The organism is Phyllobacterium sp. SL163 (genome assembly GCF_049896885.1).
GTDB classification, from domain to species: domain Bacteria; phylum Pseudomonadota; class Alphaproteobacteria; order Rhizobiales; family Rhizobiaceae; genus Phyllobacterium; species Phyllobacterium calauticae.
This window is the reverse complement of sequence record NZ_JAFCVE010000004.1, coordinates 453,426-467,324: the sequence shown is the minus strand read 5'-3', so window position 1 is coordinate 467,324 and position 13,899 is coordinate 453,426. Positions and strand designations below refer to the sequence as shown.

Genomic DNA, 13,899 nt, shown 5'->3' with positions numbered 1-13,899 from the left:
AAAATGGGAAGCACGACTTTAAAATCACTGCTCATGGCAACGAGCATCCTGGCTTCGGCCGGCTTTGCTCATGCCGCCGATACAACGCTGACAATCGAAAGCTGGCGTACGGACGATCTTGCCATCTGGCAGGAAAAGCTCATTCCGGCCTTTGAAGCGAAGAATCCCGGGATCAAGGTCAAGTTCGCTCCGACGCCGCCGACCGAATATGATGCCGCTCTTGGCGCCCGCTTCGATGCCGGCAGCGCCGGTGACATCATCACCTGCCGTCCGTTCGACAAGTCGCTGGAACAGTTCAAGCGTGGCAACCTGTCGAGCCTGAAGAGCCTTCCGGGCATGGAAAACTTCACGCCTGTTGCCAAGGCGGCATGGAGCACCGATGACGGTTCCGACACGTTCTGCGTGCCGATGGCATCGGTCATTCACGGCTTCATCTACAACAAGGATGCCTTCGACAAGCTGGGCATTGCGGTTCCAACGACCGAAGCCGAGTTCTTCGCCGCTCTCGACAAGATCAAGAAGGACGGCACCTACATTCCGCTCGCCATGGGCACGAAGGACCTCTGGGAAGCCGCAACCATGGGCTACCAGAACATCGGACCGAACTATTGGAAGGGTGAAGAAGGCCGTACCGCGCTGATCAAGGGTACGCAGAAACTTACCGATGCAGATTGGGTTGCGCCTTACAAGACGCTTGCCAAGTGGAAGGATTATCTCGGCGACGGTTTCGAAGCCCAGACCTATCCGGACAGCCAGAACCTGTTCACGCTCGGCCGTGCCGCGATCTATCCCGCCGGTTCGTGGGAAATCTCGCTGTTCAACACGCAGGCACAGTTCAAGATGGGCGCGTTCCTGCCACCGGTGCAGAAGGCCGGCGACACCTGCTACATCTCCGATCATGCCGATCTTGGTGCAGCGATGAATGCCAAGAGCAAGAATCCGGAAGCGGCCAAGAAGTTCCTCAGCTGGGTTGCTTCTCCAGAATTCGCCGACATCTATGCCAACGCGCTGCCGGGCTTCTTCAGCCTGTCGTCGACGCCTGTCAAGATGAAGGACCCGCTGGCGCAGGAATTCGTGTCCTGGCGCGAAAAGTGCAAGCCGACGATCCGTTCGACCTATCAGATCCTGTCGCGCGGCAAGCCGAACCTGGAAAACGAAACCTGGGTTGAATCGGCCAATGTGATCAACGGCACCGATACGCCCGAAGTTGCAGCCAAGAAGCTGCAGGACGGTCTCGACAGCTGGTACAAGCCTGCGAAGTAAGCAATCGAATGCCGGGGCGGTTCGCGCCGCTCCGGCATTTCGCTTATTCCGAGCACATTTTGTTTATGCGAAACCAAGGCCGATGTATTTGGGCCCAAACAAAACGTGCTCAGAAGTGGCAATCATTGCCGCTGCATTCGTTTGACGAACGGCAGTCGTGGACCGGTTTTCCATGACCAACAAATCAATAAGCAGGGGTTTGCGAGTTAATGAGCACGGCCGACTATTCCCAGTCTGACAGCGGTCAGGACAAACGCGCACGGCGCTGGCACATCCTTGTGTTCCTGCTGCCGGCGGTGATCGTCTATACGGCGATCATGATCCTGCCCTTGATCGAAACGCTGCGCCTGTCGCTGTTCAACGTGGTTGACGGGCAGAGCGTGTTTGTCGGTTTCGGCAATTTCCAGACCCTGTTCGGCGAACCGCGCTGGTCGGCGAGTTTCTGGAACGCGCTGCGCAACAATTTCGTGTTCTTCCTGATCCACATGCTGGTGCAGAACCCGATCGGCGTCGCCTTGGCTGCGCTGTTGTCGGTGCCGAAGCTGCGCTTTGGCGCCTTTTACCGCACGGCGCTGTTCCTGCCGACCCTGTTGTCCTTCGTGATCGTCGGTTTCATCTGGAAGCTGATCCTGTCGCCGATCTGGGGCGTATCACCCTACCTGCTTGATCTCGTCGGCCTGAAATCGCTGTTCGCACCCTGGCTGGGCCGGCCCGACACGGCGCTCATCACCGTATCGCTTATCTCGGTCTGGCAGAATGTCGGTATTCCGACGATGCTGATTTACGCATCGATGCTGAGCATTCCCGAAGAGGTTCTCGAAGCGGCGGAATGCGACGGCATTACCGGCTGGAGCCAGTTCTGGAAGATCAAGCTGCCGCTGATCCTGCCCTCCATCGGCATCATTTCCATTCTGACCTTTGTCGGCAATTTCAACGCCTTCGACCTTGTCTATACGGTGCAGGGCGCGCTTGCCGGCCCGGACGGATCGACCGATATCCTGGGAACGCTGCTGTACCGCACCTTCTTCGGCTTCCAGCTGCAGATCGGCGACAAATCCATGGGTGCGACCATTGCCACGGTGATGTTCCTGATCATCCTCACGGGTGTGTGCATCTATCTCTTTGCCATCCAGCGGCGCATGCGCCGGTACCAGTTCTAGGAAGGTCCCGTCATGGCAAAAGCCCGTACATCACCCCTCCGCTCCGGTTTCGTTCACGTCGCCCTGATCATCTACACGCTGATCGCGCTGTTTCCGGTGTTCCTGATCATCATCAATTCGTTCAAGGACCGGGCGTCGATCTTCCGCAACCCGCTTGGCCTGCCGAATGCATCCAGCTTCAGTCTGGTCGGTTACAACTCGGTGCTGACACAGGGTGATTTCACCCTGTATTTCCAGAACAGCCTGATCGTCACTTCCGTATCAATCTTCTTCGTGCTGCTGTTCGGCGCCATGGCAGCCTTTGCGCTGTCGGAATACCGCTTCCGCGGCAATTCGCTGATGGGGCTTTATCTCGCCCTCGGCATCATGATCCCGATCCGCCTTGGAACGGTCGCGATTCTGCAGGGCATGGTTGCGACCGGCCTCGTCAACACCCTGACCGCGCTGATCCTCGTCTACACCGCGCAAGGCCTGCCGCTCGCCGTGTTCATTCTCACCGAATTCATGCGCACCGTGTCGGATGACCTGAAGAATGCCGGCCGTATCGACGGTCTGACGGAATATTCGATCTTTTTCCGGCTGGTGCTGCCGCTGGTCAAGCCTGCCATGGCAACGGTCGCCGTGTTCACGATGATCCCGATCTGGAACGATCTGTGGTTCCCGCTGATCCTGGCGCCAAGCGATGCCACCAAGACCGTGACCCTCGGTTCGCAGGTATTCATCGGCCAGTTCGTCACCAACTGGAATGCCGTTCTGGCGGCGCTGACCCTCGCCATCCTGCCGGTGCTCGTCCTTTACTTCTTGTTCTCGCGGCAACTGATCCGCGGCATTACATCGGGAGCAGTCAAATGAGCGCGAATACGCAAAAGCCCGTGCGGGTTCTGGTTGCCGGGCTTGGCAATATGGGCCGGAGCCACGCGCTCGCCTATCACAACAATCCCGGCTTCGAGATTGTCGGGCTGGTCAACCGCTCCGTCGTGCCGCTGGCCAAGGAATTGCAGGGTTACACGATCCACCCCTCGTTCGAACAGGCGCTGGCCGACCTCAAGCCGGAGCTGGTTTCGATCAACACCTATTCCGACAGCCATGCGGACTATGCCGTTGCCGCCATGGCGGCGGGTGCCGACGTCTTTGTCGAGAAGCCGCTGGCGACAACCGTCGCCGATGCGCAGCGTGTGGTCGCCGCGGCCAAGCAGTATGGCCGAAAGCTGGTGATCGGTTACATCCTGCGCCACCATCCGTCATGGGTGCGGCTGATCGAGGAAGCCCGCAAGCTCGGCGGACCCTATGTCTTCCGCATGAACCTCAACCAGCAGTCGAGCGGCCCGACATGGGAAACCCACAAGGCGCTGATGCAGACCACGTCGCCCATCGTCGATTGCGGCGTGCATTATCTCGACGTGATGCTGCAGATCACCGATGCCACGCCGGTTCAGGTGCGCGGCATGGGCGTGCGGCTTTCCGACGAGGTCGATGCGAAGATGTACAATTACGGTCATCTGCAGGTTCTCTTCGACGACAATTCCGTCGGCTGGTACGAGGCGGGCTGGGGCCCGATGATTTCGGAAACGGCTTTCTTCGTGAAGGACGTGATCTCGCCCAATGGCTGCGTGTCCATCGTCATGGACCAGAACGCCAAGTCGGATGACATCGATTCGCACACCAAGACATCGACCATCCGGCTGCATTCGGCCAGGACAGGTGCGGACGGGCGTTTTGCCAAGCCGGACGAACTGCTCAACATGGCGGGCGAACCCGGCCATCAGGAGCTTTGCGACCTGGAGCAGGCCTTTGTTCTCAAAGCCATTCGCGAGGATCTCGACCTGGGCCGCCACATGCAGGATGCCGTGCGGTCGCTCAGTGTCTGCCTTGCGGCGGATGAAAGCGTGCGCACCGGCAAGCCGGTAGACCTGTAATTAAAAGTTTGAAGACGGGAACAAGACATTGGGTTCTTTGAAGATAGAAAATATTCGCAAGTCTTTCGGCCAGGTGGACGTGCTGAAAGGCATCGATCTCGAGGTGCGGGATGGCGAGTTCGTGATTTTTGTCGGGCCGTCCGGCTGCGGCAAGTCGACCTTGCTGCGCGTGATCGCCGGTCTTGAGGATGCGACCTCGGGCGAGATCCTGATCGACGGCAAAAAGGTCAACAACACACCGCCGGCAAAACGCGGCATCGCCATGGTGTTCCAGACCTACGCGCTTTATCCGCACCTGTCGGTGCGCGACAATATGGGCCTTGGCCTGAAGCAGGCTGGCAAACCCGCGGAGGAAATCAAGGAGCGCACGAAGATCGCTTCGGCCATGCTGTCGCTCGATGATTATCTGGAGCGACGCCCGGCCGAATTGTCCGGCGGCCAGCGCCAGCGCGTGGCCATCGGCCGCGCGATCGTGCGCGAGCCGCAGCTCTTCCTGTTCGACGAACCCTTGTCGAACCTCGATGCGGCGCTGCGCGTCAACACGCGGCTGGAGATTGCCCGCCTGCACCGGCAGCTGAAGGCGACGATGATCTACGTGACGCACGATCAGGTGGAAGCCATGACGCTTGCCGACAAGATCGTCGTCATGAACAAGGGCAGGATCGAGCAGGTCGGCTCGCCGATGGAACTCTATAATTCACCGCAGACGCTGTTCGTCGCGGGCTTCATCGGCTCGCCGCAGATGAACCTCGTCGAGGGCGCAAAGCTCGGCGACCCTGCGGCAAAGACCGTCGGGATTCGCCCGGAGCACATCCAGGTCAGCAATACATCCGGCACCTGGAAGGGGTCGGTCATCCACGTGGAGCATCTTGGAGCTGATACGATCATCTATCTGCAGACGGATTTCGGTCCGCTGACGGTCCGCCTCTTCGGCGAGCACCAGTATGAGGTCGATCAGGTGCTCTATGCGACGCCGGATGCCGGGCGGACATACCGTTTCGATGCCAACGACCAGATCATCAAGGCGTGATGCGGGTTGAGTGCAAAATACGTATTTTACGTAGAATACGTATTTTGCCAAAGCGACTTATCTATTTCACGTCATGACATCCCTATGACTTTCGTTCATAGTCCGGCGCGCTGAAACGGGAATCGTCCGGCTCGGCGCCGAGGCAAGACGACAGGGAAGAGATCGATCATGAAATGGACTGCGGACTCCAAACGCTACGACACGATGAAGTACAATCGCTGCGGCAAGAGCGGCCTCAAGCTGCCGGCGATTTCCCTGGGGTTGTGGCACAATTTCGGACACGACACGCCGCACCAGACCAAGCAGGCGATCTGCCGCCAGGCCTTTGATCTCGGCATCACCCATTTCGATCTCGCGAACAATTACGGCCCGCCGCCCGGTTCCGCCGAAGAAGCATTCGGCGAAATCCTGCGCACGGATTTCCAGGGCTATCGTGATGAGCTGATCATTTCCTCCAAGGCCGGCTACGGTATGTGGCCCGGCCCTTACGGGGAGTGGGGCAGCCGCAAATACATGATCGCCAGCTGCGACCAGAGCCTGAAGCGGCTCGGTCTCGATTATGTCGACATCTTCTATTCGCACCGCTTCGATCCGGATACGCCTCTCGAAGAGACCATGATGGCGCTCGACCACATCGTGCGTTCCGGGCGTGCGCAATATGTCGGCATCTCCTCCTACAACTCGCATCGCACGCGCGAAGCGGCGGCCATACTGGAAGAACTCGGCACGCCGTGCCTCATCCATCAGCCGAGCTATTCCATGATCAACCGCTGGATCGAGGATGACGGTCTTGTCGACACGCTGGAAGAACTCGGCATCGGCTCCATCGTGTTCTCGCCGCTGTCGCAGGGCATGCTGACCGACAAATATCTCAAGGGTGTGCCGGAAGAAAGCCGCGCAGCCCAGGGCAAGTCGCTCAATCCGGCCTTCCTCAGTGAACAGAATCTTGCCAATATCCGCGCATTGAACGCGATTGCCGCAAAGCGCGGCCAGACTCTGGCGCAGATGGCGCTTGCCTGGGTGCTGCGGCGCGGCCGGATCACCACCGCGCTCATCGGCGCGAGCAAGCCGCAGCAGGTCATCGATTGCGTCAAGTCTCTGGAAAATCTCGATTTTACCGATGCCGAGCTTGCCGAAATCGACACTTACGCAAACGATGCGAACATCAACCTCTGGGCTGCGTCGGCCGAGCGCCGGGGACCGGAGCGCACCCCGCCGAAACTGGCTTGAACACGCGTTGAAACGCTTTAGATAAGAAACTTCGAAAACGCTGGCCGCGATCCCGTGGCTGGCGTTTTTTGAACGGGATGCAACCCGCAATTGGCAGCGCCGCGCGAATATGCGACATGTCTGCCCGAAATTGACGTCACGAATGGGATAGTGCGATGAAGATTGCAATGATCGGGACTGGCTATGTCGGTCTGGTTTCTGGTGTGTGCTTTGCCGAATTCGGTTTTCAGGTGACCTGCGTCGACAAGAACCCGGCCATTATCGAGCGCCTGCAGGCCGGGGAAGTGACGATCTACGAACCCGGTCTGGACGAACTCCTGACCCGCAATGCCCGTGACGGGCGTCTGGTCTTTACGACGGAGCTGGCATCGACGGTCGCTGACGCGGATGTGATTTTCATCGCCGTCGGCACGCCGTCGCGGCGCGGCGACGGGGAAGCCGACCTGCAATATATCTATGCCGCCGCGGATGAGATCGCCGCCGCCATGAAGCCGGGCGCGGTGATTGTAATCAAATCGACGGTCGTGGTCGGCACCAATGCCGATGTGCGCGCGCATATTGCCCGGGCGCGGCCCGATGTGCCGTTCTCGATGGTGTCCAATCCGGAATTCCTGCGCGAGGGCTCGGCCGTCGAGGATTTCCTGCGGCCCGACCGCGTTGTGGTCGGCGTGCATGACGAGCCCGGTTCCAATGCCATGAAGCGCGTCTACCGGCCGCTTTACCTGCGCGAAACGCCGATGATCGTGACCACGCTGGAAAATGCCGAGATCATCAAATATGCCGCCAATGCCTTTCTGGCGATGAAGGTCACGTTCATCAACGAGGTGGCTGACCTGTGCGAAAAGACCGGCGGCAATGTGCAGGACGTGGCGCGCGCCATCGGCATGGACAACCGCATCGGCTCGAAATTCCTGCATGCAGGGCCCGGTTTCGGCGGCTCCTGCTTTCCCAAGGATACCCGCGCCTATGCGGCGACCGGGCGCAAGATGAATGCGCCGCAGACCCTGATCGAGCAGGTCGTCGTGGTCAACGAGCAGCGCAAGCACTCCATGGCCGCACGGGTGATCGCGGCGGCCGCCAGGAGCGGTGCAAAAACCATTGCGGCGCTTGGCATCGCCTTCAAGCCGAACACCGACGATATTCGCGAGTCACCGGCGCTCGATATCATCCCCGCCCTGCAAAAGGCGGGCCTGACGGTGCGCGCGCACGATCCGGAAGCGCGCTCGGCTGCCGAACCGGTGCTGCCGGGCGTCGTCTGGTGCAAATCCGCCTATGAGGCCGTCGAGGGCGCCGGGATTACCGTGCTCCTGACCGAATGGAACGCCTACCGCGCACTCGATCTGAAGAAGGTTGCCAGCCTGATGAAGGGCAATCTCCTGTTCGATCTGCGCAACGTCTATGGCGAGCAGGACATCGACGGCACGGGGCTGGAATACCACTCCATCGGCCGCCCGCGCCTCGGGCAGGGCGTTTAAAACAACATTTGCATCGTGGTGGTGCGTGGTTCGACAAGCTCACCATGAGGGAGGTGGTTTATCACCATGAGGGCGGTGGTTTGATTGCAGCCCGCAAGCTTCCCTCATGGTGAGCTTGTCGAACCACGCACGGAAGATATGCCATCGGATAAGATTACTGCGCGGCCCTGTACAGTGTTATGGTTGTCTTGCGGCCCTTGCTGTAGTTGATGCCTGAAACACTGCCGGCCACGACGACGGATTTTTCCCCCTGCGGCAGGTTTCGCAGAAACTCCACCTGGCTGCCCTCGTCGACGGCGGAAATCGCGCAGGCGGGATTGTCGAGCAGATACTTTGCCGCGCCTGCACCACTGGTCAGGATGGTCTTTGTCCCCGCCAGAAAAACCAGACTCGGCTCGGCATAGCCCGCCGATGCCAGCACGCTGTTGGCGCAGGGTTTTGCCGCGTTGAAGGCATTGTTGATGGCCGGGCTCATCCAGATCGGCGTGATGGCCGGAGCCACGCCCCATGTGAGCAGAGCCAGCGTGACAATGGCAAAGGCTGCGGTCACCTGTATGGCACGCGTCAGATTATCCCTCAGCACGAGGCCGCTGGCAAAGATGCCTGCCGCCGCTGCGGTGAAGAAGGCAATGATACCCGCAATGGGAAGCGTGTGGGCCATGACAAAGGGCAGGACGGTGCCTGCGCCCATCAGCGCCAGCGTGGCAATGGCCAGACCCAGCAGCGTCAGCCGTTCAAGCCAGATCTGCCAGCGCCCGCGATAGGGCTGGCTGGCAATGCCGCTGTCCACCGCCCAGGCCATCATCAGCAGCAGCGCGGGATAGGCGGGCAGGATATAGTGCGGCAGCTTGGTCGGGATCATCTCCGTGACCAGCCAGTAGGGAATGTACCAGGCCGTCAGGAAGGCGAGACGCGGATCGGTGCGGAAACGGCTGAGCGCCTGCAGACCGCCGCGCACGGCCATGACGCCGAAGGGCCAGAGGAACAGCACGAAAATCAGGGCGAAATAGCCGGGCGGTGCGCCGTGGCTTTCCTGCCCGTCGCCGACCTTGGACAACAGGTCATTGCCGACGGATTCGTTGAAGAAGGCGCCGCCGCTCTTCAGCGTGATCAGGACGAGCCAGGGCAGGACAATGACCAGCAGAATGGCGATGCCGCTTAGGGGCTTCAGCCGCTTCAGCCATTGCCATTCGCGGTAGAAGAGACAGAGCGCGGCGGCTGTGAGAACGCTGACGAAGGGCGTGATCGGCCCCTTGATCAAAACGCCTATGGCCGTTGCGATCCAGAAGACAAGGGCGGGCGCCCATTTTGCCGGGGTGTTATTGCGGCTGGCCATCCATATCCACGCCAGCGCACCCTGGGCAAACACCACGGTGGCGAGCAGGGTGGCATCGGTTTTCGCCACGCGCGCTTCGAAGCCGAGCATGACAATGGCCGCAAGCGCCATGCCTGCGAGCAGCCCGGCGCTCTGGCCGAACAGGAATGCGCCCAGCGCCGCCGTGGCGAGCACCGCCAGCGTGGCACCGCCGACCGAGACGAGCCGGTAGACCCAGACCGGCGCCGTCTGGTCATAGCCGGTGACCTTCAGCACGGCGCTCTGGAGCCAGTAGATGCCGACAGGTTTCTTGTAGCGCGAGGCATCCTGAAAGCGGATGTCGACGTAATCGCCGGTTTCCGCCATCTGGTGCGTGGCCTGGATATAGCGCGCTTCATCCCGGTCGAGCGGCGGAATCGCGGCGATTCCGGGCACGAACGACACAAGGCAGATGAAAATGAGCAGCAGGTAGTGGCTGAAGCGGAGTTTTGCGGTACCCGCAGAAGCAGGGTCAGAGTGGGTCATGATCGTACCTTGCGGTGCCTTCGGCTCAGCTGTCCTGCGTCATTGCCTTTTTCTCATTGGCGATCAGCCACAGATTGCGGATGTAGACGACAAGGCCCAAACCCTGACCGGCGATGAACACCGGGTCCTTGCGCACGATCGCGTAGATGAAGAGCAGAACGCCGCCAAACAGCGAGAAGAACCAGAACGTCACCGGAACAACGCTGCGCTTGGCCTTTTCCGAAGCAATCCACTGTACGACGAAGCGCATGGTGAAGCAGCCCTGTGCGAAAAAGCCGAGAAGGATCCAAGCGTCAAACTGGGCGACAAAGACCGAGTGCAGCCAATTGCTAAATGCGTCAGCCATGGCTGATCTCCGTGATGGTTGGAACGGTCTTGCGGCGCTTTCTCAGCCACCACACACCGTAAAGATCGAGAATACCGCGCAGGCCGCGGTCGAGAATACCGTAATTGGATTTGCCGTGGCGGCGTTCGCGGTCCACCACATCCACATGCACGACGCCGTAACCCTCGCGGATCACCAGCGCGGGGAGGTAGCGGTGCCAGCCGTCGAAGAACGGCAGTTCGCGGAAAAGCTGGGTGTGCACCGCCTTCAACCCGCAGCCGGAATCGCGCGTGTTGTCCTTCAGGATGGCGCCGCGCAGCTTGTTGGCGAGTTTCGACGATATCTGCTTGAGCTTGGTGTCGGTGCGCTTCAGGCGCTGGCCGGCGGCAATGCCCACGGCGGGGCCCGCCTGGATCAGCGCATCGGCGAGCCTGGGCAGATAGGCCGGATCGTTCTGGCCATCGCCATCCATCGTCACGACGACTTTGCCCCTTGCGGCGAAAACGCCGGATCGGACCGCAGCGCTCTGGCCGGCAGATTTGTCGTGGCGGATATGGCGCAGCGGCTTTCCGGCTCGGATGCGTTCGGCCAGGGCGTCGCCCGTTCCATCGGTCGAACCGTCATCGACCACCACCACTTCGTAGCTGCGGCCTTCCATGGCTGCATCCACTTCATCGAGAAGGAAGGCCAGGTTTGCGGCCTCGTTTCGGCATGGAATTACGATTGTGATTGCCGGATTGCTCAATGTGCAGGCTTTCATATTGTCTGGTCAGGCGCGCTCCTTAACACTGAAAGAGCCGCCTTTCCATCCTCAAATCATTCAACAGGGAATGATCAACGCTTATTGCGGATGTCCGTCAAGGTTTTCGCCGGCGTGATTGCTTCGGGGTCGAGCCGGATTTCGATGATCGACGGTTTGCCGCTTTGCACCGCGCGTTGCCATGCACCTTCGAAATCAGCCGTCTTCTCGACCGTCTCTCCATGTCCGCCATAGGCGCGGGCCAGCATGGCAAAATCAGGGTTGGTCAGGTCCGTTGCCGACACGCGGCCGGGATATTCCCGCTCCTGATGCATGCGGATGGTGCCGTAGATATTGTTGTTGATGACGAGCACGATGATCGGCAACCCGTATTTCACCGCCGTTGCAAAATCCTGACCGTTCATCAGGAAGCAGCCGTCACCGGCAAAGCAGACCACGGTCCGCTCGGGATAAAGCCGTTTCGCCGCGACAGCGGCGGGAAGGCCGTAACCCATCGAGCCCGATGTCGGCGCAGCCTGCGTGCCGAACCGGCGGAAGCGATGGAAACGGTGCAGCCAGGTGGCGTAGTTGCCCGCGCCATTGGTCATGATGGCGTCTTCCGGCAGCACGCTTTCCAGATAGGTCATGATCGGGCCCATGGCGACATTGCCGGGTCCGGTCTGCGGCGGGGTCGACCATGTGAGATAAGCAGCGTGGGCAACTTCCGCCTCGCCGGGCCAGTTGATATGCGATGGCGGCGCCAGATGGTCTACCGCCGCGGCGAAGGCATCCGGTGCGGCGTTGATGGCAAGGGCGGGGCGATAGACGCGGCCGAGCTCATCGGCGTCGGGATGCACATGGATCAGTGTCTGCCTGGGGTAGGGGCTGTCCATCAGCGTATAGCCCGAGGACGGCATTTCGCCGAAACGTCCGCCGACGAGCAGAAGCACATCAGCCTCCTTGACGCGTGTGGCAAGTGCCGGGTTGATGCCGATACCGACGTCGCCGGCATAATTCGGATGCAGGTGATCGAACAGCATCTGGCGGCGGAAGGAACAGCCGACCGGCAGGTGCCACTTCTCGGCAAAGCGGGTGATGGAGCGCACGGCCGCTTCGTCCCAGCGCGAGCCGCCGAGGATCATGAACGGTTTTTTGGCGCCCTGCAGCAGGTCGGCGAGTTTCTCGATGCTGGCAGGCGACGGGCCTGTCTCGACCGGCTGCCAGCCCTGTGCGGCCACCGCTTCGACCTTGTCGGTCAGCATGTCTTCCGGCAGGGCGAGCACGACAGGACCGGGGCGGCCTGACGTGGCGACGGAGAAGGCGCGGGTGACGAATTCCGGGATACGGCGGGCGTCGTCGATTTCGGCTACCCATTTGGCGGTGTCGGCAAAGAAGCGGCGGTATTCCACTTCCTGGAAGGCTTCGCGTTCACGTGCATCGCGCTGCACCTGGCCGATGAACAGGATCAGCGGGGTCGAATCCTGCATGGCGATGTGGATGCCGGGCGAGGCGTTGGTTGCGCCGGGGCCGCGGGTGACGAAGCAGATGCCGGGCTTGCCGGTCAGTTTGCCCCAGGCTTCGGCCATCATCGCCGCACCGCCTTCGGCCCGGCAGACGGTCACGCCCACATCGGCATCCACCAGCGCGTCCAGCACGGCGAGGTAGCTTTCGCCGGGAACGCAGAACAGCTGTTCCGCGCCATTGGCTTTCAGGGCTTCTACGATCAATTCACCGCCGGTTTTCATCGGATGCGTCCTTCAATTCCTGGAGAATGTCTGCACTGTGTTCGCCGAGGCGCGGCGAGGGTCTGTTGTAGGTGAGGGGTGTCTTCGACATGACGATCGGCGTGCGCACCGAGGGGATGCTGCTGCCATGGGCATCATCAAGGTCGAGACGCAACTGCCGGGAGACGATCTGCGGATCGTCGAACATTTCGCCGATGCGGTTGATCGGCCCGGCAGGCACGGCATTCTGGGCGCAGGCGGCGAGGAGGTCGGCGCGCGTGCGCTTTTGCGTTTCGGCCCGGATGATTGCGGTCAGTGCGGCCCGGTTTTCCAGCCGAGCCCGGTTGGTGAGAAAGCGCGGATCGGCGCTGAGGCCGTCCAGCCCCATGATCGCGCAGAAACGGGCGAACTGCCCGTCATTGCCGACGGCAAGAATGAGATGGCCGTCGGAGGTGGGCACGACCTCGTAGGGCGAAATGTTGGGATGGGCATTGCCCATGCGGTTCGGGCTTTTGCCGGTGGCGAGATAGTTCATCGCCTGATTGGCCATGACGGCGGACTGCACATCGAACAATGCCATATCCACCAGCTGGCCTTCGCCGGTCTTTGCCGCATGCGCCAGTGCCGCCTGAATGGCAATGACCGAGTAAAGCCCGGTGAACACATCGGCGACGGCAAGGCCGACTTTCTGCGGTTCGCGGTCCGGCTCGCCGGTGACCGACATCAGCCCGGACATGCCCTGGATGATGAAGTCATAACCGGCCTGGCTGGCATAGGGGCCGGTCTGGCCGAAACCGGTGATGGAGCAGTAGACGAGGCGCGGATTGTCGGTGCTCAATGTTTCATAGTCGAGACCATACTTCTTCAGGCCGCCGACCTTGAAGTTTTCCAGGACGACATCCGCCGTGCGGCAGAGTGCCCGCACCGTCTCCTGGCCTTCGGGCGAGGTGAAATCGACGGTGATCGAGCGCTTGCCGCGGTTGCAGGAATGAAAATAGGCGGCAGAGAGGTTTTCGCCTTCCTTGCTGGTGATGAAGGGCGGGCCCCAGCCGCGGGTTTCGTCGCCGCCGGCGGGATTCTCCACCTTGATCACATCGGCACCAAGATCGGCCAGAATCTGTCCGGCCCATGGTCCGGCGAGGACGCGGGCGAGTTCGATGACACGCACGCCTTTGAGGGGAGCTTCAGTCATGGTTG

The 13,899-nt window shown here is 60.8% G+C and carries 12 protein-coding genes; 7 read left to right on the top strand and 5 right to left on the bottom strand.

The window, feature by feature from the left end:
• Positions 1-3: 3 nt before the first annotated feature.
• The 7 genes from ACP7B1_RS12010 to ACP7B1_RS11980 all read left to right on the top strand — a co-directional run bounded on the left by ACP7B1_RS12010 (position 4) and on the right by ACP7B1_RS11980 (position 8,074).
• Positions 4-1,263, top strand: a complete 1,260-nt coding sequence (locus ACP7B1_RS12010; RefSeq protein ID WP_223612692.1) for an ABC transporter substrate-binding protein — start codon at positions 4-6, stop codon at positions 1,261-1,263.
• A 209-nt stretch (positions 1,264-1,472) separates the two neighbouring features.
• Complete coding sequence (locus ACP7B1_RS12005) at positions 1,473-2,423, top strand: carbohydrate ABC transporter permease (protein ID WP_223612693.1); 951 nt, start codon at positions 1,473-1,475, stop codon at positions 2,421-2,423.
• 12 nt (positions 2,424-2,435) lie between these two features.
• Positions 2,436-3,275 (top strand): carbohydrate ABC transporter permease, encoded by an 840-nt coding sequence (locus ACP7B1_RS12000; RefSeq protein WP_223612694.1) that lies wholly within the window; start codon positions 2,436-2,438, stop codon positions 3,273-3,275.
• Positions 3,272-4,339 carry a Gfo/Idh/MocA family protein gene (locus ACP7B1_RS11995; protein WP_346305242.1) on the top strand — a complete coding sequence of 356 codons (1,068 nt, stop codon included), beginning with the start codon at positions 3,272-3,274 and terminating at the stop codon, positions 4,337-4,339. Before ACP7B1_RS12000 ends, ACP7B1_RS11995 begins: the two co-directional genes overlap by 4 nt.
• A gap of 28 nt (positions 4,340-4,367) precedes the next feature.
• Positions 4,368-5,369 carry an ABC transporter ATP-binding protein gene (locus tag ACP7B1_RS11990; protein WP_346305241.1) on the top strand — a complete coding sequence of 334 codons (1,002 nt, stop codon included), beginning with the start codon at positions 4,368-4,370 and terminating at the stop codon, positions 5,367-5,369.
• 168 nt (positions 5,370-5,537) lie between these two features.
• Positions 5,538-6,599 carry an L-glyceraldehyde 3-phosphate reductase gene (mgrA, locus tag ACP7B1_RS11985; RefSeq protein WP_346305240.1) on the top strand — a complete coding sequence of 354 codons (1,062 nt, stop codon included), beginning with the start codon at positions 5,538-5,540 and terminating at the stop codon, positions 6,597-6,599.
• Between the two features lie 155 nt (positions 6,600-6,754).
• Positions 6,755-8,074: a UDP-glucose/GDP-mannose dehydrogenase family protein gene (locus ACP7B1_RS11980; RefSeq protein ID WP_346305239.1), complete on the top strand. Its 1,320-nt coding sequence runs from the start codon at positions 6,755-6,757 to the stop codon at positions 8,072-8,074.
• Between the two features lie 154 nt (positions 8,075-8,228).
• On the opposite strand, the gene ACP7B1_RS11975 is transcribed toward ACP7B1_RS11980, so the two are convergent.
• From ACP7B1_RS11975 to ACP7B1_RS11955, 5 genes are all read right to left on the bottom strand, one after another.
• Positions 8,229-9,914: a glycosyltransferase family 39 protein gene (locus ACP7B1_RS11975; RefSeq protein WP_346306680.1), complete on the bottom strand. Its 1,686-nt coding sequence runs from the start codon at positions 9,912-9,914 to the stop codon at positions 8,229-8,231.
• Between the two features lie 25 nt (positions 9,915-9,939).
• Entirely contained in the window at positions 9,940-10,260 is a 321-nt protein-coding gene (locus tag ACP7B1_RS11970; RefSeq protein WP_223612700.1) for a lipid-A-disaccharide synthase N-terminal domain-containing protein, read from the bottom strand.
• Entirely contained in the window at positions 10,253-10,999 is a 747-nt protein-coding gene (locus ACP7B1_RS11965; protein ID WP_403177046.1) for a glycosyltransferase family 2 protein, read from the bottom strand. The genes ACP7B1_RS11970 and ACP7B1_RS11965 overlap by 8 nt, the downstream gene beginning before the upstream one ends.
• A gap of 74 nt (positions 11,000-11,073) precedes the next feature.
• The gene (locus ACP7B1_RS11960) at positions 11,074-12,723 is read right to left on the bottom strand and encodes a thiamine pyrophosphate-binding protein (RefSeq protein WP_346306678.1); all 1,650 of its coding nucleotides are present in this window, start codon (positions 12,721-12,723) and stop codon (positions 11,074-11,076) included.
• Positions 12,707-13,894 (bottom strand): CaiB/BaiF CoA-transferase family protein, encoded by a 1,188-nt coding sequence (locus ACP7B1_RS11955; protein ID WP_346306677.1) that lies wholly within the window; start codon positions 13,892-13,894, stop codon positions 12,707-12,709. The genes ACP7B1_RS11960 and ACP7B1_RS11955 overlap by 17 nt, the downstream gene beginning before the upstream one ends.
• Between the last annotated feature and the right edge of the window lie 5 nt (positions 13,895-13,899).

Bases quoted from the DNA above. Each gene is read 5' to 3' on its own strand.
- ACP7B1_RS12010 (WP_223612692.1), top strand. From the start codon at position 4: ATGGGAAGCACGACTTTAAAATCACTGCTCATGGCAACGAGCATCCTG.
- ACP7B1_RS12005 (WP_223612693.1), top strand. From the start codon at position 1,473: ATGAGCACGGCCGACTATTCCCAGTCTGACAGCGGTCAGGACAAACGC.
- ACP7B1_RS12000 (WP_223612694.1), top strand. From the start codon at position 2,436: ATGGCAAAAGCCCGTACATCACCCCTCCGCTCCGGTTTCGTTCACGTC.
- ACP7B1_RS11995 (WP_346305242.1), top strand. From the start codon at position 3,272: ATGAGCGCGAATACGCAAAAGCCCGTGCGGGTTCTGGTTGCCGGGCTT.
- mgrA (WP_346305240.1), top strand. From the start codon at position 5,538: ATGAAATGGACTGCGGACTCCAAACGCTACGACACGATGAAGTACAAT.
- ACP7B1_RS11980 (WP_346305239.1), top strand. From the start codon at position 6,755: ATGAAGATTGCAATGATCGGGACTGGCTATGTCGGTCTGGTTTCTGGT.
- ACP7B1_RS11975 (WP_346306680.1), bottom strand. From the start codon at position 9,914: ATGACCCACTCTGACCCTGCTTCTGCGGGTACCGCAAAACTCCGCTTC.
- ACP7B1_RS11970 (WP_223612700.1), bottom strand. From the start codon at position 10,260: ATGGCTGACGCATTTAGCAATTGGCTGCACTCGGTCTTTGTCGCCCAG.
- ACP7B1_RS11965 (WP_403177046.1), bottom strand. From the start codon at position 10,999: ATGAAAGCCTGCACATTGAGCAATCCGGCAATCACAATCGTAATTCCA.
- ACP7B1_RS11960 (WP_346306678.1), bottom strand. From the start codon at position 12,723: ATGAAAACCGGCGGTGAATTGATCGTAGAAGCCCTGAAAGCCAATGGC.
- ACP7B1_RS11955 (WP_346306677.1), bottom strand. From the start codon at position 13,894: ATGACTGAAGCTCCCCTCAAAGGCGTGCGTGTCATCGAACTCGCCCGC.